23 protein-coding genes and 2 pseudogenes are annotated in these 20354 nt (G+C 57.9%); 11 read left to right on the top strand and 14 right to left on the bottom strand.

Features of this window, described 5'->3' with window-relative positions; all coding sequences use genetic code 11:
* Positions 1-3: 3 nt before the first annotated feature.
* Positions 4-1965, top strand: coding sequence for a DUF2357 domain-containing protein (locus BHMPCIPO_RS30965; protein ID WP_173520639.1), 1962 nt, complete (start codon positions 4-6; stop codon positions 1963-1965).
* A 319-nt stretch (positions 1966-2284) separates the two neighbouring features.
* Here the strand turns inward: BHMPCIPO_RS30965 and BHMPCIPO_RS30970 are convergent, their stop codons facing one another.
* The 3 genes from BHMPCIPO_RS30970 to BHMPCIPO_RS30980 form a co-directional block, all read right to left on the bottom strand.
* The gene (locus BHMPCIPO_RS30970; protein ID WP_173520640.1) at positions 2285-2947 is read right to left on the bottom strand and encodes an SOS response-associated peptidase; all 663 of its coding nucleotides are present in this window, start codon (positions 2945-2947) and stop codon (positions 2285-2287) included.
* A 141-nt stretch (positions 2948-3088) separates the two neighbouring features.
* Positions 3089-3244 (bottom strand): hypothetical protein, encoded by a 156-nt coding sequence (locus BHMPCIPO_RS30975; RefSeq protein ID WP_173520641.1) that lies wholly within the window; start codon positions 3242-3244, stop codon positions 3089-3091.
* A 359-nt stretch (positions 3245-3603) separates the two neighbouring features.
* The gene (locus BHMPCIPO_RS30980) at positions 3604-3795 is read right to left on the bottom strand and encodes a hypothetical protein (RefSeq protein WP_173520642.1); all 192 of its coding nucleotides are present in this window, start codon (positions 3793-3795) and stop codon (positions 3604-3606) included.
* A gap of 97 nt (positions 3796-3892) precedes the next feature.
* Between BHMPCIPO_RS30980 and ligD the strand changes: the two genes are divergently transcribed.
* Positions 3893-4870: a non-homologous end-joining DNA ligase gene (gene ligD / locus BHMPCIPO_RS30985; protein ID WP_173520643.1), complete on the top strand. Its 978-nt coding sequence runs from the start codon at positions 3893-3895 to the stop codon at positions 4868-4870.
* An 86-nt stretch (positions 4871-4956) separates the two neighbouring features.
* On the opposite strand, the gene BHMPCIPO_RS30990 is transcribed toward ligD, so the two are convergent.
* Positions 4957-5748, bottom strand: coding sequence for a hypothetical protein (locus BHMPCIPO_RS30990; RefSeq protein WP_173520644.1), 792 nt, complete (start codon positions 5746-5748; stop codon positions 4957-4959).
* 339 nt (positions 5749-6087) lie between these two features.
* Here BHMPCIPO_RS30990 and BHMPCIPO_RS33555 point away from each other — a divergent pair, with 339 nt between their 5' ends.
* Complete coding sequence (locus BHMPCIPO_RS33555; RefSeq protein WP_282439114.1) at positions 6088-6219, top strand: hypothetical protein; 132 nt, start codon at positions 6088-6090, stop codon at positions 6217-6219.
* A 324-nt stretch (positions 6220-6543) separates the two neighbouring features.
* Here the strand turns inward: BHMPCIPO_RS33555 and BHMPCIPO_RS30995 are convergent, their stop codons facing one another.
* The 3 genes from BHMPCIPO_RS30995 to BHMPCIPO_RS31005 form a co-directional block, all read right to left on the bottom strand.
* Positions 6544-7323, bottom strand: a complete 780-nt coding sequence (locus BHMPCIPO_RS30995; RefSeq protein WP_173520645.1) for a hypothetical protein — start codon at positions 7321-7323, stop codon at positions 6544-6546.
* 199 nt (positions 7324-7522) lie between these two features.
* Complete coding sequence (locus BHMPCIPO_RS31000) at positions 7523-7996, bottom strand: hypothetical protein (protein ID WP_050994678.1); 474 nt, start codon at positions 7994-7996, stop codon at positions 7523-7525.
* Positions 7993-8751: an abortive infection family protein gene (locus BHMPCIPO_RS31005; RefSeq protein ID WP_173520646.1), complete on the bottom strand. Its 759-nt coding sequence runs from the start codon at positions 8749-8751 to the stop codon at positions 7993-7995. Before BHMPCIPO_RS31005 ends, BHMPCIPO_RS31000 begins: the two co-directional genes overlap by 4 nt.
* Before the next feature lie 126 nt (positions 8752-8877).
* On the opposite strand from BHMPCIPO_RS31005, the gene BHMPCIPO_RS31010 reads away from it, so the two are divergent.
* The 7 genes and pseudogenes from BHMPCIPO_RS31010 to tnpC (BHMPCIPO_RS31040) form a co-directional block, all read left to right on the top strand.
* Positions 8878-9495 carry a recombinase family protein gene (locus BHMPCIPO_RS31010; protein WP_173520647.1) on the top strand — a complete coding sequence of 206 codons (618 nt, stop codon included), beginning with the start codon at positions 8878-8880 and terminating at the stop codon, positions 9493-9495.
* A 258-nt stretch (positions 9496-9753) separates the two neighbouring features.
* Complete coding sequence (locus BHMPCIPO_RS31015; RefSeq protein ID WP_173520648.1) at positions 9754-10440, top strand: hypothetical protein; 687 nt, start codon at positions 9754-9756, stop codon at positions 10438-10440.
* Positions 10441-10443: 3 nt separating this feature from the next.
* The gene (gene dprA, locus BHMPCIPO_RS31020; protein WP_173520649.1) at positions 10444-11409 is read left to right on the top strand and encodes a DNA-processing protein DprA; all 966 of its coding nucleotides are present in this window, start codon (positions 10444-10446) and stop codon (positions 11407-11409) included.
* Position 11410: 1 nt separating this feature from the next.
* Positions 11411-11923 carry an HAD family hydrolase gene (locus BHMPCIPO_RS31025; protein WP_173520650.1) on the top strand — a complete coding sequence of 171 codons (513 nt, stop codon included), beginning with the start codon at positions 11411-11413 and terminating at the stop codon, positions 11921-11923.
* Positions 11924-12136: 213 nt separating this feature from the next.
* Complete coding sequence (gene tnpA / locus BHMPCIPO_RS31030) at positions 12137-12520, top strand: IS66-like element accessory protein TnpA (RefSeq protein WP_173520651.1); 384 nt, start codon at positions 12137-12139, stop codon at positions 12518-12520.
* Complete coding sequence (gene tnpB, locus BHMPCIPO_RS31035) at positions 12517-12864, top strand: IS66 family insertion sequence element accessory protein TnpB (protein WP_173520652.1); 348 nt, start codon at positions 12517-12519, stop codon at positions 12862-12864. Before tnpA (BHMPCIPO_RS31030) ends, tnpB (BHMPCIPO_RS31035) begins: the two co-directional genes overlap by 4 nt.
* A 67-nt stretch (positions 12865-12931) precedes the next feature.
* Positions 12932-14365: pseudogene (gene tnpC / locus BHMPCIPO_RS31040) on the top strand (IS66 family transposase); the annotation flags it as partial.
* Positions 14366-14392: 27 nt separating this feature from the next.
* Here tnpC (BHMPCIPO_RS31040) and BHMPCIPO_RS34005 read toward each other — a convergent pair.
* Both BHMPCIPO_RS34005 and BHMPCIPO_RS31050 read right to left on the bottom strand, forming a co-directional pair.
* Positions 14393-16462, bottom strand: a complete 2070-nt coding sequence (locus BHMPCIPO_RS34005; protein ID WP_112977459.1) for a recombinase family protein — start codon at positions 16460-16462, stop codon at positions 14393-14395.
* Positions 16449-16628, bottom strand: coding sequence for a hypothetical protein (locus BHMPCIPO_RS31050; RefSeq protein WP_041678995.1), 180 nt, complete (start codon positions 16626-16628; stop codon positions 16449-16451). Before BHMPCIPO_RS31050 ends, BHMPCIPO_RS34005 begins: the two co-directional genes overlap by 14 nt.
* A 306-nt stretch (positions 16629-16934) precedes the next feature.
* On the opposite strand from BHMPCIPO_RS31050, the pseudogene BHMPCIPO_RS31055 reads away from it, so the two are divergent.
* Positions 16935-17171, top strand: a pseudogene (locus BHMPCIPO_RS31055) (transposase domain-containing protein); the annotation flags it as partial.
* Here the strand turns inward: BHMPCIPO_RS31055 and BHMPCIPO_RS31060 are convergent.
* The 5 genes from BHMPCIPO_RS31060 to tnpA (BHMPCIPO_RS31080) all read right to left on the bottom strand — a co-directional run bounded on the left by BHMPCIPO_RS31060 (position 17158) and on the right by tnpA (BHMPCIPO_RS31080) (position 20279).
* Positions 17158-17385 carry a DUF6429 family protein gene (locus BHMPCIPO_RS31060; RefSeq protein ID WP_173520653.1) on the bottom strand — a complete coding sequence of 76 codons (228 nt, stop codon included), beginning with the start codon at positions 17383-17385 and terminating at the stop codon, positions 17158-17160. The pseudogene BHMPCIPO_RS31055 and the gene BHMPCIPO_RS31060 overlap by 14 nt on opposite strands.
* 244 nt (positions 17386-17629) lie before the next feature.
* Complete coding sequence (locus tag BHMPCIPO_RS33290; protein ID WP_060644801.1) at positions 17630-17935, bottom strand: hypothetical protein; 306 nt, start codon at positions 17933-17935, stop codon at positions 17630-17632.
* On the bottom strand, positions 17935-19500 hold the full coding sequence (gene tnpC / locus BHMPCIPO_RS31070; RefSeq protein ID WP_173520676.1) for an IS66 family transposase: 1566 nt from the start codon (positions 19498-19500) through the stop codon (positions 17935-17937). Before tnpC (BHMPCIPO_RS31070) ends, BHMPCIPO_RS33290 begins: the two co-directional genes overlap by 1 nt.
* 72 nt (positions 19501-19572) lie before the next feature.
* A complete protein-coding gene (gene tnpB / locus BHMPCIPO_RS31075) occupies positions 19573-19920 on the bottom strand; it encodes an IS66 family insertion sequence element accessory protein TnpB (protein ID WP_060644803.1) in 348 nt (115 codons plus the stop codon).
* Positions 19917-20279 carry an IS66-like element accessory protein TnpA gene (gene tnpA / locus BHMPCIPO_RS31080; RefSeq protein WP_037126023.1) on the bottom strand — a complete coding sequence of 121 codons (363 nt, stop codon included), beginning with the start codon at positions 20277-20279 and terminating at the stop codon, positions 19917-19919. The genes tnpB (BHMPCIPO_RS31075) and tnpA (BHMPCIPO_RS31080) overlap by 4 nt, the downstream gene beginning before the upstream one ends.
* Positions 20280-20354: the final 75 nt, after the last annotated feature.

Consider the following 20354-nt stretch of genomic DNA (forward strand, 5'->3'; position numbering starts at 1 on the left):
AACATGGCTATTCCGCTCCACCGAGCGCGCTTCTCATGGGGGGCCAAGACCCACATCGACCTCGAATGGTCCAAGGGCAGCGGCAAACAGCTTCCCGTTCCGCCGCCGGCCCCGCAACTGGTCATGGCCGAGGAAGAAACCTCGCCGGACGAGCACACCGCGCGCGGAATCCCCGCACTATGCTGGCGCGAGAACAGTCCTGTTCTCTTTGAGCGATTCCAGCTGCGGGAGAACACCGAATATCTCGTCGATGTAACGCTGCCCAAGAGCCTCGCCGACCTGGAAAACGGCGCGCCGTACCCGAAAGGTTGGCCGTTTAACGAACGGCTCGCAACCGTGTTTCGCATCGACCCGCCGAGACGATGGCGCGAGAATGCCGATGGCAGTACGACGATTTCCGGTCTTCTGCGCTTGCGGGGCCACGCCGGCATTCTCGACCTGAGCCTTGGTCACGATGCGCCCCTCATTGCCGAGGTTGTTTGTCGCAAACTCGGATATCTTGATGAGTTTCGCGCCCTCCTTGACGAGGTGGCGGAGGAATTTTCTGAACTCCTCCTTCAATGCGACAGTCCGGTCAGCGCGTCCTTCAATCTTTCCGACGTAACGCCCGAAACTGAAGCGGCGCTCCTCTTCCAGATGCGACACATCATGACCGACCGCAATCTACCGGTCGCGCTTGATGAAATCAGGCGCTCCTTCCATACGCGGCTCGATCAATGGCGGGGGATCGAGGATATAAGCGCCGTCCAGGAGCCTGACGTTGTTGCCTTCATCGAGGAACTTGACGAGTCCGTGCTTGTAGAAGGCGGCCCCCTCGCGCGCCTCTTTCATGGCTACAGCCCGCGCGAGTTTCCAGTGCTCGAGACGTGTGAGACAGCCGACACGGTCGAGAACCGCTATGTTAAATTCTTTCTCGAAGAATTGCTGCTTATCGCGCAGCGCCTAGCAGCGAGCCTGGCGCACAACCGAAGAACCGCTTCGCTCCGGGAGGTAGAGGGCTGGATTTTCGCCCTGGACGAAGAACTCGCTTCCGGGCAGTGGCGGCAGGTCGGAACGTTCCGCAATTTCCCTTCAAATTCGCAGGTACTTCAAAAGCGCCGCGGCTATCGTGAAATCCTGAAATTCGATCTGTCGCTCAGGATGAGCCTTGAACTGCCGTGGAAGCGTGCCGGACAGCTGGCCGATGGATTGATCGGCGACCTCCGGCCGGTCAGCGAATTGTATGAGTATTGGTGCTTCTTTCTGTTGCGTCGTTCGCTGGCAGAACTCGCCGAGGCGGAACTGCCGGGCGACAGTTCACTAATTGACGTTACCGAGGGGGGCTTGCAGGTCCGGCTCCTTCGCGGCAAGCGCAGTCGGGTCAGCTATCTTTACAAGCGGGATAGCACGAGCACCGTCAAGATGAACCTGTTCTACAATCGCGCCTTTCAGCGCCCGACGCGCAGTCTCTCCGCATGGCACGGAAGCTACACGGCCCGCTTCGACCCGGACTACAGCATAGAGATCATCGTCCAAGGCGACGGTTTCCTTCATCGCCATTGGCTCCACTTCGACGCCAAGTACCGGCTGGACTCTGTTGACCTTGAGGCCGTTTCCGAGACCGAAGACGCCGAGGATGATCTGGACGCCGACTATGAGGCCGAACTGGCGCGCGTCTATCGTCAGGACGACTTGTTCAAGATGCACACCTACCGGGACGGCATCATGAGCAGTCGCGGGGCCTACATACTTTTCCCCGGCGATAGCGCATCCCTCAGACTCACCGGACCGCGCAAGAACTTGTTCGTGCGACATCCATCCGCGTTTGATGGCAGCCCGGCCTACCTATTCCCCAGTGTCGGCGCGTTCGACCTTTGCCCCGGTCGCGACAACGGCCAGCGGCCCATTATTCAGGAATTTCTGAAAGGCATCCTCGACGCCGTATCTACGGGCAGACCCTACTACGAGGAGCAGGGGATGTTTTAAGCGGTGGCCGGGCGTCGTCCCGCAACTCCACCGTCAGCCAAGCTCGTGCTCGAGATGACCCGTCTTGAAACCCAGCCCCCGCTCTCGGTGAGTTTGATCAGCGTTTGTGGGAAGGTCGATCCGGTGCGGCGACGCGTGGCCGGAGATGCCTGGAGCAGCAAGGCGTCTACGGTCTCCAACAGGGTTTCGGAGGAGACCGGTTTCTGCAGGCAACCGAATATCGGTGACGAGAGGCAATTGCCCGCTTCGGCGACACCACTTTGTGGCACCCGGAACTACGTCCTTCGGCTACAAGCGCCGCGTCTGCTGCACTAAAGCACTAAAGGAGCAGCGGCTCTGTAGCTCTCTCCGCTGGCAACACCGTCATCGCATCATTGGGATAGGGGCGCTGCAGCGCCTTCGCTTGTTCCCAGTCGGCCGTCATCCAGAGCTCGATGTCAGCCTCGCTCGTCAGCAGAACCGGCATTGCCTTGCTATGGATTGGCTTGGCGACGTCGTTGGCATCGCAGGTGAGGAAGCCGAACAGCTCGTGCTCGCCCGCACGTGGGTTCTTCGTCGATCCGCGCTCGCCTTTCCATGCAGTCCAGATTCCGGCGAAAAAGGCGAGGGGCTGGCCGTAGTCGATCACGAACTGGCGCTCGGTCTTCTTCGGTTTCGTGTCTTCCCACTCGATGAATGTCCTCCATGGCACCAGGCAGCGGCTCTCAACGCCCAGCCAGCGGCGCCAATGCGGAGAATCCGTCTTGCGGATGTTGGTCACTCCATAATCGGGCTTCCCCTTCGTCACGAACGAAGGTGAGGGCATGCCCCATGTAAGGTTTGCGATCTCGCGCTCCCCGTCCGCGGTGTTCCGAACGACCGGCGCGACCCGATCGGGATAGGCCTCCTGCGACGGGTTCGCCCGGTTCGTGATATCGCGCGCCGCCTTCGATCGGCGCCACAGTTCGTCAAAGAGCACTTCGATCGTGTACTTGTTGCACATGCGTCCCCTCAAGCGTTGCGATTGATCCTGCCAAGTCTCAGGCCGTTTCCTTCACGGTTTTCACATTGGGAGCAGACGAGATGAGGGCGGAGAATGGCTATCGGCGTGTCGGCGCCATACTTCTTCGCGAGCTGCCATCGGTCAGGTCTCCGGCCGATGTTCAAAACAGAACCATTTGGACGGGCCTTTGCCGATAGAGAAACCGAAGCCGCCCCATTTGGTGCATGTCGGGTGTTCGCAGAGATGGACCCACGGACCGTCGGTTGTATCCTTTGTCGCGCCCTGTTCATCGCTCACGAGACGGTCTCCTCTCTGGCTCCGCCCAAAATTGGGGAGTTCGGACGCCAATGATTGTTCTCTGTTTGTTCTTATATTATTTCAATCTCATGGTCGAGACAATTGGCGAAGCTTTCAGCCTGGGATGGCGACTTAAGGCGCGCTGCGCATACGGTAAGCGCGAGGGCCTGAAGTCGATTCGCGAGTGCACGTGGACCTATGATCTCGACATGCTGACGCTCGTCACCACTCGCGGCCGGGACTTTCCGCTTGCTATGCTCGCGTCTCGGCTCCGCTGTCCACGCTGCGGATCGCGTCTGGTTTCGGTGGTGTTCATTCCCCCGGCTGACGGGGATCTGAGAAGGGGCGCGGCCTAAACTTCAATGAAGTGGTGAGGATTTCGCCTTGCGGATGATCGCGCCGGCGGCCTCTTCGAACATCCTGTCTGTGGCCTCGAGGGCGAACCAGTGATTATGCGCCAGTTCGATCAAAGCGTCGGCGACCTCTCGCTCAGTCCAGCCGGCCGCCTCGGCGCAGTCGGCCACCGATCTGAAGGCGAATTCGATCGCCATCTGGCAATCCAGATCGCGATCGGGATACGCGCTAACGCGCTTTGGTGATGGAAAGATCCAGCTTAGACGTTTTTGCTGTTTCGTGCGTTAATGCGAGATGGCTAAAACAGCGAAGAAGACACCGCCTCCCGCGCCGCCGGCCGATCCTATGCCGCGCCGCGTCGATCCCTGTGTTGCAACCCTCGTCGACAAGCCGCCGAAAGGTCCGGAGTGGGCCTTTGAGGTGAAGTGGGATGGCTACCGGCTGGCGGTCCATGTCGAGCCAGGCGAGGTGAGGGTGATTACGCGTGGCGGCTACGACTGGACCAAGAAGTTCGGCTCGATCGTCGCTGAGGCGCGCCAGCTCGGGCACGCGTCCATGATCATCGACGGCGAGGCGGTCGTTCTGGATGAGCAGGGCCGGTCAGATTTCGGGCTGCTGCAGCGCGCGGTCGGCAAGAAACCGAGCTTACACGAGCCGAGTGAGATAATTTTCTATGCCTTCGATCTCCTCTATCTCGACGGCCACGATTTGCGGTCGCGGCCGTTGGCGGAGCGCCGGCGCAGGCTCGAGCCGATCGTCGCCGGCAGGGCTGGCGCGATTCGCTTCTCGGAGGAGGTGCACGCCGACGGCGCCGAGTTCTTTCGCGCCGCGTGCGAGCTCGGGCTAGAGGGCATCATCGCCAAACGCAGGGACGCACCATATCGATCGGACCGCCGCCCGGAATGGCTCAAGATCAAATGCGCTCGGCGCGATACCTTTGTGATCGTCGGCTATGAGCCTTCGACCATGCCACGAGCGATCGGCCGATTGCTGCTCGCGGCGAAAAAGGGGAACGGCCTCGTCTATGTGGGCGGTTGTGGGACCGGTTGGAGCAACGAGGAAGCGGTAGAGCTTCGTGAACTGCTCGAGGCGATCCCCGCGACGCGGCCACCGGTGACGCTGAAACGAAAGGGCGCCGTCTTCTCCGAGCCGCTGCTTGTCGCCGAGGTGGAGTATCGAGCCTGGACGCAGGACGGAAAGCTTCGGCACCCATCGTTCAAGGGCGTCAAGAAACGGGCGCGCAAGGTGAAGGTGTATTCTCTGGACAAGTAGACGACGCACCCGCCGCAAGCGACGGCGCTGCAAACCGTAGCAGGCGCGACCGAAGCCTGCGCTGCCACGGTCTGCTGCCGCATTGGTCATTGACCTTCAACGTACTCCTCATTGTTCCACAATGCTTGTTCATCCGCTGGGTGGATGTCGATCGGCGAAGCGCTGCAACCCGGGCAGTGCCAAAGGTTCTTGGCGATCTGCGTCCCGGTAAATATCTCATCGCAATGAAAGCAGAACCACCGATTGGAAAGGGAGCCGAATAGAGGGTGTTGAACGCCCCCATTGGCATCAGGCACTGTTGATCGACGGGGCCAGTCGGAAGCAATTCGGGCGCGCACCTGCTCGGCCCGAATTTGGGAGACCCTGAGCGCCTTTTCGACGAACCCCTGATCCAGAATCGGGTTCGACTTGATCCGCCTATCGGTCACACTGGCTTCCGCGGTCGCGGACGGTGCCTCGGGAACGACGATCCGCCAGCCGCGCCCGTCCATGAACACATCGTCACAGTCGACACTAAGGCGGAATTTGTGACCGTCGAGCACGCCGAAGATCTCGTCTGCCGACAAGGGATCGGCGTCATCTCTTGGTATCGACGCAACTATCGTGGTACCCGGGACGGAGCAAAGTGCGTCCAAACCGGCGGTGCCAGATTCCTTGGATTTTAGAGGGTTCACCGTGTCGACGATCTCTTTCATTGCTTCAATCTGGGTCGAACTCGGTCGCCACCCCTTCTTGTAAGCCACCGTCAGGGCATTCCAATGTGGATATCCCATCTGCTGGGCGGTCACTTCGAGAGCACTGAACTGCTTGATACGTCGCGCACGCGCGAGCTTCTTGGCGAGACTTTTGATGAAGTCGAGGGATTCTGTCGTTGTCATGATCCATTCCTGACAGTAACGGATCCGACTATGTGCCCACTGCTAATCAAATCCGCCCAATCGGGAACGGTTCAAAGCTGCCAGGATAATCGCACTGCCACGAGCTTTGCATGGTGGGCACACCGGCCTGTGCGTAGAGACCGCAACCAATGTGGCGAACAACGAATGTGACGTCAAGTCGATGACCATTCAGATATTTACTCTGGTGTCGACTCGTGCCTCATGATGTCATCATCAAGAGCTCGGTCAGAATGGCTCTGATTCTCGCTTTAGCCCGGCCTCGGCATCATTTCTGTCACCCGATAACGGAGTATGCACGCTAATGTTAAGAGGGCTTGAATGAGCATTTCGAAGCGTATCCTGTTCGAAGGCGATCCCGCTGATGATGCAGCACGGGCTTTGATCAAAGACGCGAGCAGACCATCAGTGAATATCGATTCAAAATCCCCTTGCGCCGGAAAAATCGGCTAGGTGCAGGTGTCAAGTGGGATCCGATCTGGCCCAACAGCGTCAAGCAAGCGGCCAACGAGCTTAATATCGAATTTATTCAGGTGAACGATCAAGCTCGCACCCGAACTCGTGAAGAGGCCGACAAGGTGAGCAAATTGGCGGAGAGTATCTGGAACCAGGAACACGAGCAGTTCGCGATTCTAGTTGGCGACCAGTGAATCACCTCGATGCCGATCGAGGAGATCAGGACCGGGCCTGGAGTTGTCGCTAGATCATGTCCTATACGGGGTCGAGCTGGCTTCAACGATGTCTGAGTAGTCGTGCTGTGGCAAAAAGAATAGACGATCACAATCCTTGCAGGGCCAATTCATCGAGCATCGCGCGACCAAATTCATCGATCGTCATATAGTCGGCGATCAGTTGTGGGTGGAAGACTGCCCGAGGCGATTTTTCGGTTACTGAATGCGTCATCCATGGCCGCCAAAGTCCTAGGGCTTTCTGAGCCGCTTGCAATTCTTCATAGGCATGGACATGTAGATTGCGCAACGCTTCGGCCGACTGCACCTCAAGCTTGTTGTAGCTGTCGATTGCCTCAGGCGTGACGATGTATGGCGGTATGTACAGAGGGATCCGATGAGCAAGGCTGTCTCGAAAGCCCTTAAGGTGCTGATCGACCCAATTCTGGCGGCTTTCAAGATGGGCGACAAATTTCTGACTGAATGACGCGCGCACCTCTTTGCTTTTGGGACCAAGGCCCACCTTCAACGGGTCCAGCTCCTTTCCGTCCTTTAATACCGGTTTCTCGCAAACCCAGATCCAGGCGAGGTTATCGAGACAACCAAAGGCGTTCATCACAAACGACTGGATTGCGATCGTCGCCTCGAGAACGGTGTCTTTTGCCGGAATCTGTTCAAGCTCTGGAGGAAGTTTCTCGAAGATTAGATCTACCGCATGAGCCATGGTTCCGAGGCGACGGGAAAATCCATGGTAGGCAAATTCCCGACCACGCTCTGACTTATAGGTGCGGGTGAGAAACTGTTCACGCAGGGAGGCGAACCGCTGGCGCATGTCCTTTTGGCCGGCGTAAAGCTCATCGATAGCTTCTTTGCTGAAGTATCCCGCCATCAATCAAACAGCCCATAGTAGAGATTCCACAATCGGCTGCTCCGTGGCTCTGCCGTCCGCAAACAATCGACTGTCCGAGGATTCGCCGGATCGATCTGACAAAGACTGGTTACGAGTGCATATCTCTGACGTTCGACCTCAGCCAGCCGCCACCCAGACCAGCCCAATGCGACTACGAGCAGGACAATAATGCTATTTCTCATGCTCTACCTTCGAAGAAGAAATTGACGTCGGGTTCCCATTCCGCCGCCAAAAGCAGGACCGCTATGGTCTCGGCGACGAGCGCCGCGTCTCGCTTAGGCTCACTGTCAAAGTACTTTCCGCCATGGAAAAGGTTGTTACGAACCCGTCGTACCGCACCGAATAGATCTTGGGTCGAAACGGGTATAGCCGCCTTGGCGGCAAAACCCCACGCCCCTGACTGATCTATCACCTCAGGTTTCGGAGGGTCACTCAATATGGTCGGGCAGAGTTGACTGTCTCTGACATGTTTAAGAAACTTTGTCCCAATATGCTTGCTGTTGGCAAAGCTGTCCCACGTTATCTCGACGCTGCCCTTAACATCGCGACAATAGCGAGCCATTTTTAAAGCAAGTTCAAATCGCGCAAAGATTCTAAATAGCTCGTCGCTTCGTGGTGGCAAATTATTGGCGGCCGTTAGATCAACCGTCATGACGGCTTCTTCTCCAGATGGGTCTCGACAAGGAAGGTTGCGACGGCGCCAGCAGTATTCACGGCCAAACTCGCATGGCGCGGGGATGGTTTCACGGGCTTGCCGCCGCGACCATGCGAATCCGACAGACGATTTCGAAGCGTGCCGATACCGTTCACGAGATTCATAGCGCCGCCGAGAATGGCCTTGATCGGCTCTTCTGAATGCTGGTTAGGCGCGAGATTCAGTGCTTTTGCGGCCATTCCGTAGAGCTTCGGAAGATCCTCAGTGTCCGCATAGGTGATACCCCGTTCGTCGAGGATGCGCTTGCACACTGTCTCGAGCAGCGTCCTGGCTATGGTAATAGCGCCCTCCGGATCAGTGGACCGGCGGGCAAGCGCCTTGGTCCATACGGAGTGAACGCTCTCTGTATCGAACGATACAAGTGCATCAGAGACAACGGTGTCACCTGGAGCTCGGCCTTTGCCCTCAAGGTAGTCAAATAGGGGCCGAAAGCCTTCTGCGATAAGCTCACGCCGCGGCTGCCACTGCGGCGACTGCTTCTGCGTCCACGATCGAAACGTACTGAGATTGCGATGCGAACGCACGAAGGGTGGGAGCAGATTCTTCAACTCTTCGTCGTACATGAATTCGCGCCGAAGATGCTCATAGATACGATTATCTGGAGAACCATCCGTCGCGGCAGCCGTCATGATGCTTTCCAACATTGTTGCTCGCTCAATGGGGCTGTCAGGCAATTCGTCTTCGTAAAACATTGGCGACCTGGTTCAATTAAGTGGCTCACGATAGCATAGCGCATTAGGATTGCTACTTTCAATTTTGAGCTAGGCGCGTAAACTAGGCTCAGTGAAGTATACTCTATTTGGCCATGAGGAGCGGAAATGCGTATCGCCCGGGTTTATCTGCGTGTGAGTACGCAAGGGCAGGATCTCGAACGGCAGGAATCAATCATCGACCAGGCGAAGCAAGCAGGTTATTACGTCGCCGCAGTCTACCGGGAAAAAGCGTCAGGCGCTCGGGCCGACCGGCCGGAGCTGCTGCGCTTGGTCGCCGATCTTCAGCCCGGCGAGGTGGTGATTGCCGAAAAGATCGACCGCATAAGCCGCCTGCCATTGCCCGAAGCCGAAAAGCTGGTCGCGACGATCCGGAAGAAGGGTGCCCGTCTCGCCGTACCCGGGGTTGTCGACCTCAGCGATCTGGCCGCCGGCGCCGACGGCGTTGCCAAGATCGTGCTCGAGTCGGTCCAGGAGATGCTTTTGAAACTGGCGCTGCAAATGGCTCGAGACGATTTCGAGAATCGGCGCGAACGCCAGCGGCAAGGCATCGATTTGGCGAAGTCGGGCGGCAAGTACGTCGGCCGACAGGCCGACACCGCAACCCATGAGCGGATCATCGCTTTAAGATCAGGCGGCAATAGCATCGCTCGAACTGCAAAGTTGGCGGGATGCAGCGTGTCGCAGGTAAAGCGAATTTGGGCTGAACATCAGCGCTCTAAATAGAGACCCGCGGGGGCACAATATCAATGTCGATACGATCTCCCCTTGAATTGGCCATTTTCGCAGCTTCTCGCCATCAGTCTGTGATCTATTGGTTCTGAGGGTTCCGGCTCTCGGCTCAGCGATCCGGACGGTGACGAGGCTGGGGTAACTTGGAAATAGCCCTGGCCTCCCTCCCCGTCACCAATCTCTCCCTGTAGTTGAATATTACACCAGCGCTTCCTACATTTTGAGTGGCTGAACTAAGGGGAGGGGCTATTGATGATTTATTACAACATGGTCGCTGGATGGATGGGCTTTCCGCACCTGAGCGTTTCTAACGGCGTGACGCATTCTTATGCGATAGCCTACAAGCTGAAAGACAAGACAAGCGAGAAGTGGACCGCCCGCTTCATTCGCTTCAAGGATAAAATCAACAAGGCTGAGTGGGGAGCGTCCACAGTTCTCTATGAGGCTGTCCCTGATCTCATCAAGCATCTAGGCGTCGATCCCAAGCGCACCGTGTTCATCCCGGCACTTTCATCCGGTGAAACCAAGGCAGACCCAAACCGGGCAATCCCATGGATCGCGAAGGAATGCGCGAGAATATGCGGTGCCCAATATAACGACACAGCACTTTCTAAGAATGTCCACCAGAAGATTCATACCATCTATTCAGCAGAAGGCAGAACCGCAGAGCTGGATAAAGCCAAATATCAGTCCGCTAAAATAGATGCGGATCATGTCTTCGTTTTCGATGACTTCATTACGCGCGGTGATACACTGTCGCGCATCGCTCTAGCGGTGCTTGCGACAAATCCAAAGTGCAAGGTCTACGGGATTGCTCTGGCGAAGGCTGAAAGTGTTGACTACTGCCCCAATCCAGACAACGACCAAGTTCCTGCCAGATGGGATAATCTCTGGAGCCAGGGCGAGCAGGAGCACGACGCAAAATTCAAGAAGGGCTAGAACATGGCTGCATCATCCATATCCTCGACCTCGGTGGCGCTTGCCGCTTTGATGAAGCTCAAAGGCGTCGGTCGGCGCGCCGCCCTGCGCATAATCTACGCCCCCATTCCGGACAGTGACGCAAAAGAACTCGTCGTGGATAGGGCGACACGAGCGAAACTGTCGGAAGGCGCCCTACTGGACGCATGGGATCGAGCGGAAGATGAGCTGGAAAACACCCAAGCCAGCGGAATCAAATTCTTTTCCTTCCATGACGAAGGTTATCCCGAGCGGCTACGAAATATCCCTGATCCCCCGGCCGTCCTCTATGTGAAAGGCGATGTAAAAGGTTTACATGCGGCCAGGTGCATCGCTGTCGTGGGAACACGTGAGCCAACTCCATATGGGGAGGCAGTCGCCAGAAAATCGGCGGCAACAGCCGCCGAAGAGGGCTTCACGATCGTAAGCGGCCTAGCGCACGGGTGCGATACTTTCGGACATGAAGGCTGCTTAGATGCCCACGGCGTGGGGGTTGCTGTAATGGCTCACGGCCTGGACAAGGTTTATCCGGCCGCCAACCGTGGACTAGCAGGCCGGCTGCTCGAAAATGGCGGATGCCTAGTGAGTGAATACCCCCTCGGCGTTACCCCCATGCGGACTGCTTTTGCCGAACGAGACCGCATCCAGAGTGGTCTTTCCGACGCTGTGCTTGTGGTAGAAACGGACGTTAAGGGTGGAACCATGCACACCGTTCGCTTTTCGCGAGAGCAAAAGCGGATTCTTGCATGCATCGATCACCCCGATAAGTGGAAGCATGAAGACAAGACGAAGGGCAATCAGATGATGATTGCTGAACGATGGGCCAGAGGTATAGCCGACGGCCCAGCTCTCATGCAGTTTCTGAAGCAGATCGAGCAGATGAAGTCTGCGCCTGAAATCAGGTTGGAGAAGTCACAGAACAACGATCCTCAGACCTCGATGGCTTTCTGATATGATTATTTTCGACTTCGACCAGACCCTTGTGGATACGTCTTCCGTTGAGCATTTGCGCGCCGCCCGGAACTGGAAGGCTGTTATGGCGCAGGCCCCCAAGCTTCCTGTCTATGATGGCATCACGCAGCTGCTTCAGGACCTCCACGAATCCGGCCAGACGATAGCGATCGTCACAAAAAGCCCCGACATGGTGCCGAAGGCGTTCATCAAGGCCCACGGGTGGCCGATAGATATCGTTGTTGGCTATCATCACGTGAAGAACCGGAAACCCCATCCCGAGGGGCTGCTGCTCGCCATGTCGAAGGCAGGTGCCGGGCCAGAAGACACGTACCATGTGGGTGATCAACCGCAGGATACCGAAGCTTCGCGCGGCGCTGATGTTATGGCGCTGGGCTCTGCGTGGGGATGTACCGACACATCCGAACTAGTTGCTTCGAACCCGGATGCCATTTTCAATTCGGTTTCTGAACTGCGGGAATATTTCGCGGGCAAGCTAGGCATAGCGGCTTAAGCACCTTGTACCTACTTAACCTGGCGCTGAGAAGTGAGCCGCCTAGTGGGCGGCTCAGCGCGAATCAGCGCATCAAATTCAGCCTCTTCCTCTTGGTGCTGCGCAATTGCCCGCGTATCCCTACGGGCAGGGCCGCCTTGTTTTATTGAGGAATTGAGGTTGTTTTCGTGAGGCTGGCGTTTTCGCCACGTTGCTAATCACGAGGATAACGACGTGTCTATTCATGATTTTGAGATTTTGGCCGGGAGTGTGCGGCGCCGGAATTTCACCCGCGCCGACAAAGAGGCAATTGTTTCGGAGACTTTGCACGGCGACACCTCGGTAACGGACGTTGCTCGTCGCCACGAGATTGATCGGTCGTTGGTCTACAGGTGGCGTCGCGAATTTGGTGTTGTTGAGAACGGCGGCTCCCGACTGGGATTCGTTCCGGTCAAGGTGACGCCGTCGGATTTGCCGGAAGGCTGTACTGCTCGATCGCAGCCTTGCCCGATCGAGATCGATGTCGGCGATGGCCGGAGCGTACGAGTCGGCGTCGGCTTTGATCAGGCGACGTTGTCTCGGGTTCTTGAAGTTCTGGGCCGGTCGAGAGCGCCATGATCCCGTTTGAGAGTGGGGTTAAGGTGTGGCTCGCGACGGGCCATACGGATATGCGGCGCGGCTTCCCCGGCCTGGCGCTGCAGGTCCAGGAGATTTTGAAGCAAGATCCATTCTGTGGGCATCTGTTTTGCTTTCGAGGCCGCAGGAGCAATCATCTGAAGGTGATCTGGCACGACGGCCAGGGCAGTTGCACGTTTACAAAAAAGTTGGAGCGGGGGCGGTTCATCTGGCCGAACGTTGAGGGCGGTGCGGTGACCATCTCTTCTGCGCAACTCTCCTATCTCCTGTCTGGAATAGACTGGCGAAACCCGCAACAGACATGGCGGCCGACGAGCGCCGGATAGATGGATTTGCGGCTTGGATTCTGAAGAAAAGCTATGCAAATCAGTGGCTTTGTGATCCACTTCGAGCATGGAAACCGGCTCGGAACAGCATCCCGATTATGCCGCGGCTCTCGAGGCTGAGCTGGTCGTAGCCCGTGCGGAACGCGCCGCCGCCTTAGCCGATCTTGCCGTCGCCAAGGCTAAGGAAGCCGATAATCAGGCGATCATTCTTCGTCAGAAGGTCCATATCGAAAAGCTGCAAAGGGAGCTGCGTGGCCAGAAGTCGGAACGAACCTCGCGGCTGATTGCGCAAATGGAGCTGATGCTCGAGGACGCCGAGGCGACGGCCACCGAGGATGAGCTTGCCGCCGAAATGGCCGTTGCTGCGGCCGCATCAGTTGCTGTCGCCGGCTTCACCCGAAAGCGGCCCGTGAAGAAACCCTTTCCGGAGCACCTGCCGCGCGAACGTTTTGTCGTGCCTGGTCCAGTCGCCTGCAGCTGCTGCGGCAGTGAGCGGTTGCGCAAACTCGGCGAAGATATCACTGAGACGATGGAAAGCGTTCCGCGTTCCTGGAAAGTCATCCAGACGGTGCGGGAAAAGTTCAGTTGCCGCGACTGCGAAAAGATCAGCCAGGCGCCGGCACCTTTCCACGTTATTCCGAGGGGCTGGGCGGGTCCGGGGCTATTGGCGATGATCCTGTGCGACAAGTTTGGTCAGCACATCCCTCTCAATCGCCAGGTCGAACGCTTTGCGTTGGAAGGTGTACCGATCAGCCTGTCGACGGTGGCTGATGCGATCGGGGCCTGCTGCCATGTCCTTGATCCGCTGCTGAGGCGGATCAAAGCCCATACTTTTGCCGCCGAACGCGTTCATGGCGATGATACGACAGTTCCTGTTCTGGCCGCTGGCAAGACCGACACGGGCCGGATTTGGACATATGTCCGGGACGATGCCCCGTTCGGCGGAACGACGCCGCCATCGGCGATGTTCTATTATTCCCGGGACCGGGGCGGCGAACACCCTCAAAGTCATCTGGCCACCTATAGCGGCATCCTTCAGGCGGATGCCTATAGTGGCTATACACAGCTCTATCTTCCCGATCGAAGTCCGGGGCCGATCTATGAGGCAGCGTGCTGGGCACACGCCCGGCGGCCGTTCTTCGCCCTGGCCGATCTGGAAGCCAATGCGCGCCGAAAAGCGCAAGGCAAAAGCACCGCCGTGATCTCGCCGATCGCGATCCAGATGGTGCAGCGGATCGACGCGCTGTTCGAGAACGAACGCCTGATCAATGGCCAGACGGCGGAAGTGCGGAAGGCAACCCGTCAGCAGCTCAGCAAGCCGTTGGTAGACGCCATGGAAGTATGGATGCGCGAGCAACGTGCCAAGCTGTCTCGCGACAACGATCTGGCCAAGGCCTTCGACTACATGCTGAACCGCTGGGCATCCTTTACCCGCTTCCTCGATGACGGCCGCATCTGCTTGTCGAATAATTGTGCCGAGCGTTCACTGCGCGGTGTGGCGAGACGTGTTTCATTATGCACCCCTTCGTTAAGTGTCTGTAAACATTGGAAGCGTGTCCGCATCAACATCGCGCAACGGGCGACCTTTCCGGGCAATCGCCGCTCTGACCGGCTCGGACGTCAAATCGATGGCACGGATCTGATAGGGCGCCCGCGGAACAACCTGGACTGCAGGAAGAACGCCCGTGGAAACAAGCTTGCGTATCATATGGCTTGAGACACCCAACGCTTTCGCGGCCTCGATTTGCGTGAGCCATTCGCCATTTTTGTCAGCTGAACGGTAGGCATCGATGCCACGCACGTAACGAACAGAACGGACCCGATGGGCTGTCCAGGTCTTCCCCTGGCCGGTGGGAAAGCCCATTCGGTTGAGCGTCGCGGCGATGTGCTCGTCAGACCAGCGGCCGGCCATGCTGCGCATGACTTCCAGTGCATCTTCGGCTGTCGCGCTGCCGTGTTCGCCGGAGCGCGGCTTGCGAACACGCAGCTCCGAGTGCTGGCCACCCCGCCAATGAATGGTGAGCACGACATCACGTATGGCATCGTCGACATCGACGATGATGTCGGCGATCAGCGTTCGAAGAAGCTGCTGGCGGGCGCGCATCGTCACATCAGGAGCATTCCAGGCCGCTGACAGGTTTTCTGCCAGGTTGGCGAAAGCACCTGGATCAACCTCGATGGTCGTCGGGTTTTCGGCAGGCTGGCGCGTCTCAAGATCACGCACGCGGCGCAACGCGATTTCCCAGTTTTTCTCCAACTGTGCGGCGATCAGACGATTGTCAGGATCACATGCCGCGTAGCGCCGCTCGGCAAGGCCGGCCTCGTAGCGGGCCTGCTGGAGCTCCAAATCAAGGATCTGGCGCTGATCATCTTGCTGTTTCCGGTGCATCCGTTCCGCCTCGATCGCGGCTTCGATCGCCAAGGGTTCTACCGCTCGCAACAGCTCTCGTGCAACCGCCGTGTCAATCTTCGGAGCACCGAAGATCATACAACGAGGCAGCCCAGCCAGATTACCCTTGTCGCAGCGGTAGACCGGCTGGCTTATCGGGCCGCCCCTATAGCAAACACTCAGACGTTGGCCGCAACGGGCGCACGTCAGGAGGCTCGATAAGAGCGCCTTGCCCCCACGGCCTGACTTTACACCATCCGAGCGACCGTAGGCATTGAGCGCCAACTGCCTCTGGTTGCATTCATATTCCTCCCAGCCGATGTACCCTTCGTGATGATCCTTGATCATCACTTCCCAGGTGCCCGCAGGCTTGTAATGTCCGTAGGTTCGCCGCGCTCGCCCCTCAACGATTGAAGTTCGCTTCTCGCTTTTGCCGTAGACATAAGCCCCCGCATAGAATGGATTTTTTAGCACACTGATCACATTGCGGTAGCGGACCGGCTGCCAGACGCAGTTCGTCATGCGGCCTTCATCTGCGGGCCGGGGGAAGTGGATTTGCTCGGCCTTCATCGACAACAGCACCTGGCGGGCACTACCAAGTTGGCGAAAGCGAGCGAAGATAAGCCGGATCACCTCTTGCAGACGGATGTCGGGGTCGAGCCCCAGTCCTGCTTCGCGATGCCATATATAGCCGAACGGAACCGACAGGCGCAGCTCACCCCGATGCGCCTTCGACCGGGCGGCTTCGTACATTCTTGCCCGCAACACACCCAGCTCGAACTCGCTGATGCTGCCTTTCATGCCCAAGAGCAGGCGATCATTCGGATGGCAGGCGTTGTACACACCGTCATGATCGATGACGCGGGCTTCGACAAGTCCGCACAGTTCAAGCAAATGATGCCAGTCGCGTCCGTTGCGCGCGAGCCTCGACGCGTCGAAGCACAGGACGGCCCCGACCTTACCCGCGCAGAGCCAAGCGACCAGACGGTCGAAGCCGGGCCGCGCCACCGTTCCGCTGGCGGATCGCCCGAGATCGTCGTCGATGACCTCGATGTCGGCAAAGCCGTACTTGCGCGCGATGTCGACCAGATCATACTGGCGTCGCTGGCTTTCCAGATTGGTCATGACTTGGGACTGCGACGACTGGCGCACATAGACGACCGCCTTACGCTGGAGCACGGTCGCCGGGAGCAGATCAGCGCTTGTCATCGGCAAGCTCCTCGACTCGGATGCCGGCGGCTTGCATCAGGACTTGGGCAAGCGTCAAAACGACCTTCGCCCGGTCCGCTTCGTTCATCCCGTCCACCCGGCGAGGTTCGAATATCAGGCTCATCTGTCTGCCCGAGGTCAGCGCGGGCGCGTCGTGCTGTTTCATCGACTTTCTCCCAAGCGATTCCATTATCGCGTTGGGAGTTTGGGGGAGCAGCGGCTACCGTGACCAGCCTCTTCAGATCGGACAATGCCAAGAGATCGACCTGTGGCGCGCCCAGCGTCATCCCGGCGCAAACCACCGGATCAAGCATCCAGGCAGCCATCGAAACTACGAGACCCGATGGACCTTGCACCTTAAAAAATTGGCCCGTCGCTCGATGCTCTACCCGCCGCACACTGACCTTGCGGCCAAAATAGGGATGCCAGCGGTAATGAACCTCCAATTCCTGACCGACATGGGCAGAATGAACGGGCAATGGCATTGGGAAGAAAAGCCTGGTTGTTTGCCGGCTCAGACCGCGGTGGACAGCGGGCGGCGGCCATGTACAGCTTGATCGTCACAGCGAAAATGAACCGTATTGATCCACAGGCCTGGCTTGCCGACGTCCTTGCCCGGATCGCCGATCATCCGGCAGACCGGATCGATGAACTGTTGCCGTGGCATTGGAAGGCCCAAAAGGCGATAGCTATTGCTACCGCCGCATGAACAACTCTCGAAACAATTCCTCTGATCGCTGCAGTCCTTCATCCGTCAAGATCAAGGACTTCGTCTTGCTCGCCGGATCCCCGATCAGGCCCTTCTTGAACAGTCGGTCTGTCGCATTCCAATCGAATCCCTTCCATGCCCGACGCCCGTCATGCAGCGTCAGCCATAGCAGTGCCAGGACAGCGTCGTCGATCTTGTCCTCGTCGATATCCATCTACCAAGCATAACATGCAAACCGCTCGATCGCTGCGGCCTACGCCGAATGCGTACTTGCCCGCTCCAGCTCAGCAGCGATCTGTTGACGCTCGCCAGCGTCGATTGATGCCGCCAACTCGGCGCGCAGTTCCTGAATATCGTCATAAGTGGTCATCGTCGGCTCCTCTGATTGAAAAACAGAGGCTCGGCCCCGAGTTGTGAGCGTCCGGCGAAGGCATTTTCGCTTGGTCGAGAGGCCGATATTATAGGCCGCGTTTCATCTCGTCTGCCATAACGCGTTCGACCACATCCGGATCGCATTGTTCATCGACGAGAAACTGGCGGATTCCACCATCCCATGTCCGTATGTCGGCGAGGAGATCTTGGAGCTCGTCCACGCCGTTCTCGGTCAGGCCCTTTGTGCCGTATTCGCTGCCGTCGCGGACATAAAGCAATTCGCCTTCGCTGATATTATCCGAGTTGGCGGTCACCTCTTCGATCAACTCGAGGTTCTCGCCGATCATCTCAGCGACCTCTTTGAGGGTATAGATGATCCTTGAGCGTGCCATCACGCAGCCTCATACCGGTCTTTTGCCGGAGTCCACTGCCACGGGAGCAGTGCCTCAAGTCGATCCTTCGGATGGCTCTGGATCCGGGTCAGGACGTCTGTCAGATAGGTCTCTGGATTGTGGCCATGGAGTTTAGCTGTCTCGATGATGGTCAGGATATTGGCGATGCGCTCGCCGCCCTTGTCTGATCCGGCGAAGAGCCAGTTTTTTCTGCCAATTCCAAGCGGCCTCATGGCGCGCTCAGCTATGTTGTTATCGATTTCGACACGGCCATCGTCAACGTAGACGCTCAAAGCTGCCCATCGCGAGAGAGCGTATCGCATCGCTTCTGCAAGCTTCTGTTTCTGCGGGAGCGTCGAAAGCGTCGTTTCAATCCAGGCCTTGAGGTCCGTCAGAATGGGTCTGGCGTGTTGCTGGCGCAGTGTTCGCCTCTCGTCAGCCGACATGCCGCGGATACGATCCTCAATATCGTAGAGTGCACCGATGCGCGACAGTGCCTCGTCGGCGATCGGAGATGGCTTGAGCTTGATCACATCATGGAACTTGCGGCGCACATGCGCCATGCAGGCAGCTTCGATGATCTGGTTGCCGTAAAGCTTGCCGTAGCCCGCATACCCATCCGCATGCATTACGCCGCTGAAGTGAGCGAGGTGTTCAGCCGGATGCACGCCCTTTCGGTCGGGGCTATAGTAATAGGCGATCGCTCCGGGCGTGGGATCCTGGTAGCCGCTGCCATCGAAGACATAGACCCAGACCCTGCCGGTTTTCGTCTTTCCTCGTCCTGGGTCGAGAACATCGACCGGCGTATCGTCCGTGTGTATTCGGTCGACCGCGGCGATATGGGCTCTGATCAGCAAGATGAGGGGCGAGAGCAGAACGGACACACGGCCAACCCAGTCCGCCATGACAGACCGGGAGATGTCTATCCCCAGCCGGTCGTACATCTCGGACAAACGGTAGAGTGGGATATGATCGTCAAACTTGGCGACCATGATGTGTGCGAGCAGTCCTGGTCCAGGTTTGCCTCGCTCGATCGGCAAGGTCGGCATCTCACCCGATACCGTTGTATCGCAGTCCTTACAGACCATGCGCTTCTCGATATGCCGGACGATCTTCACAGAAGCCGGCACATGCTCCATCACCTGGACCACCCTGTCGGCCGCCTTCAGGAAGGACTTGCCACCACACGTCGGGCAACTGCAGGGCGCTGTGTACACCCGCTCTTCAGTTGGAAGGCCATCCGGCAGAGGCCTGCGTTTCGGCTTGTCGGGGGTATCATCCAGATCTGGCAGCAGGCCTTTTCCGGAACGAGCATCAGCTTCGGCGCGAGAGGCTTCGATCTCCTCGAGCATCAGTTCGAATTGCTCAATCTTCCGATCGATCTTTTCCGAGGATGCGCCGTGCTGCCGATGTCGGAGCAGATCCAGCTGCGCGCGCAGAAGACCGATGATCGAGTCGCGTTTGATGACTTCGGCTTCTTGTGCGCTGAGTTTCGCCGCCTGTTCAGCGACGAGCGCGCGCAATGCCAATAGCTCGTCCTGACTGTCCAGCGGGGGTGCTTTCATGCCCAAAAACATAGCCGATTTGCAGCGAAAGCACTAGCGTTTTGCCTCGGATGTCACTGTAAAATATAGCTTTTAACCCGTGCGGCCAGGGGCGGAAGTCCACGCTGGTCGGCGCCAGTCAATGCCTTCAACAAGCATCGACAACTGAGCCTGCGTCAGATGCGCAACGCCATCTTTCGCCGTCGGCCAAGGAAAGTATCCGCGCTCGAGAATCTTGTAGAATAGGCAGAACCCCTGGCCATCCCACCAAAGAAGCTTGATCCGGTCGGCGCGCTTTCCACGGAAGCCGAAGATCGCTCCGCAACCCGGCGCTTCCTTGATCACTGCCTCGACCATAGCAGACAGACCATCGATACCGCGCCGCATATCGGTCACCCCGCAAGCCAAGTAGACCCGCACATTTCCTGTCGGCCCGATCATGCAGCCTCAACACACGCGATCAACGATGACAGCGTCTTGCGTTCAATGTCCGCCGGAACTTTCAAACTGCGACCATTTCGTAGCTGGATCTTGATAAGCGCGGGCGCCCCGCCGGCCGCCGGCATCTGCCCGAGGCTTACTTCGTTGACCAGGTGGACCGGAAGGAACGTCGCTGACACATCGAAGTGGCTAAGCGTTTTCCGCCATAAACGGATCTGCGCAGGATAAATGTCATGGCGACGAGCGACGTCACCAATGCGAACGCCCGGTTGATCGGCTTCAGCCAATATCGCCAGCTTCGCTTCCTTCGACCACCGCCGCCTACGCTCAACGCCGGAAATGATCTCCATGCGAGCCATGCCAACCTCTCAGATCTGATATTAGTGTCAGCACTAATGCTGGTTCTAATGCCAGAACATCGCCTAACTGGCTCG

It is taken from the genome of Ensifer sesbaniae (assembly GCF_013283665.1).
GTDB classification, from domain to species: Bacteria; Pseudomonadota; Alphaproteobacteria; order Rhizobiales; family Rhizobiaceae; genus Ensifer; species Ensifer sesbaniae.

Bases quoted from the DNA above. Each gene is read 5' to 3' on its own strand.
- BHMPCIPO_RS31005 (WP_173520646.1), bottom strand. From the start codon at position 8,751: ATGTTTTACGAAGACGAATTGCCTGACAGCCCCATTGAGCGAGCAACA.
- BHMPCIPO_RS31010 (WP_173520647.1), top strand. From the start codon at position 8,878: ATGCGTATCGCCCGGGTTTATCTGCGTGTGAGTACGCAAGGGCAGGAT.
- BHMPCIPO_RS33555 (WP_282439114.1), top strand. From the start codon at position 6,088: ATGAGCATTTCGAAGCGTATCCTGTTCGAAGGCGATCCCGCTGATGAT.
- BHMPCIPO_RS31025 (WP_173520650.1), top strand. From the start codon at position 11,411: ATGATTATTTTCGACTTCGACCAGACCCTTGTGGATACGTCTTCCGTT.
- BHMPCIPO_RS30970 (WP_173520640.1), bottom strand. From the start codon at position 2,947: ATGTGCAACAAGTACACGATCGAAGTGCTCTTTGACGAACTGTGGCGC.
- dprA (WP_173520649.1), top strand. From the start codon at position 10,444: ATGGCTGCATCATCCATATCCTCGACCTCGGTGGCGCTTGCCGCTTTG.
- tnpB (WP_173520652.1), top strand. From the start codon at position 12,517: ATGATCCCGTTTGAGAGTGGGGTTAAGGTGTGGCTCGCGACGGGCCAT.
- BHMPCIPO_RS30995 (WP_173520645.1), bottom strand. From the start codon at position 7,323: ATGGCGGGATACTTCAGCAAAGAAGCTATCGATGAGCTTTACGCCGGC.
- BHMPCIPO_RS30965 (WP_173520639.1), top strand. From the start codon at position 4: ATGGCTATTCCGCTCCACCGAGCGCGCTTCTCATGGGGGGCCAAGACC.
- BHMPCIPO_RS34005 (WP_112977459.1), bottom strand. From the start codon at position 16,462: ATGACAAGCGCTGATCTGCTCCCGGCGACCGTGCTCCAGCGTAAGGCG.
- tnpB (WP_060644803.1), bottom strand. From the start codon at position 19,920: ATGATCGGGCCGACAGGAAATGTGCGGGTCTACTTGGCTTGCGGGGTG.
- BHMPCIPO_RS31000 (WP_050994678.1), bottom strand. From the start codon at position 7,996: ATGACGGTTGATCTAACGGCCGCCAATAATTTGCCACCACGAAGCGAC.
- BHMPCIPO_RS31050 (WP_041678995.1), bottom strand. From the start codon at position 16,628: ATGAAACAGCACGACGCGCCCGCGCTGACCTCGGGCAGACAGATGAGC.
- BHMPCIPO_RS31060 (WP_173520653.1), bottom strand. From the start codon at position 17,385: ATGGATATCGACGAGGACAAGATCGACGACGCTGTCCTGGCACTGCTA.
- BHMPCIPO_RS30980 (WP_173520642.1), bottom strand. From the start codon at position 3,795: ATGGCGATCGAATTCGCCTTCAGATCGGTGGCCGACTGCGCCGAGGCG.
- tnpC (WP_173520676.1), bottom strand. From the start codon at position 19,500: ATGAAAGCACCCCCGCTGGACAGTCAGGACGAGCTATTGGCATTGCGC.
- BHMPCIPO_RS33290 (WP_060644801.1), bottom strand. From the start codon at position 17,935: ATGGCACGCTCAAGGATCATCTATACCCTCAAAGAGGTCGCTGAGATG.
- tnpA (WP_037126023.1), bottom strand. From the start codon at position 20,279: ATGGCTCGCATGGAGATCATTTCCGGCGTTGAGCGTAGGCGGCGGTGG.
- BHMPCIPO_RS31015 (WP_173520648.1), top strand. From the start codon at position 9,754: ATGATTTATTACAACATGGTCGCTGGATGGATGGGCTTTCCGCACCTG.
- ligD (WP_173520643.1), top strand. From the start codon at position 3,893: ATGGCTAAAACAGCGAAGAAGACACCGCCTCCCGCGCCGCCGGCCGAT.
- BHMPCIPO_RS30990 (WP_173520644.1), bottom strand. From the start codon at position 5,748: ATGACAACGACAGAATCCCTCGACTTCATCAAAAGTCTCGCCAAGAAG.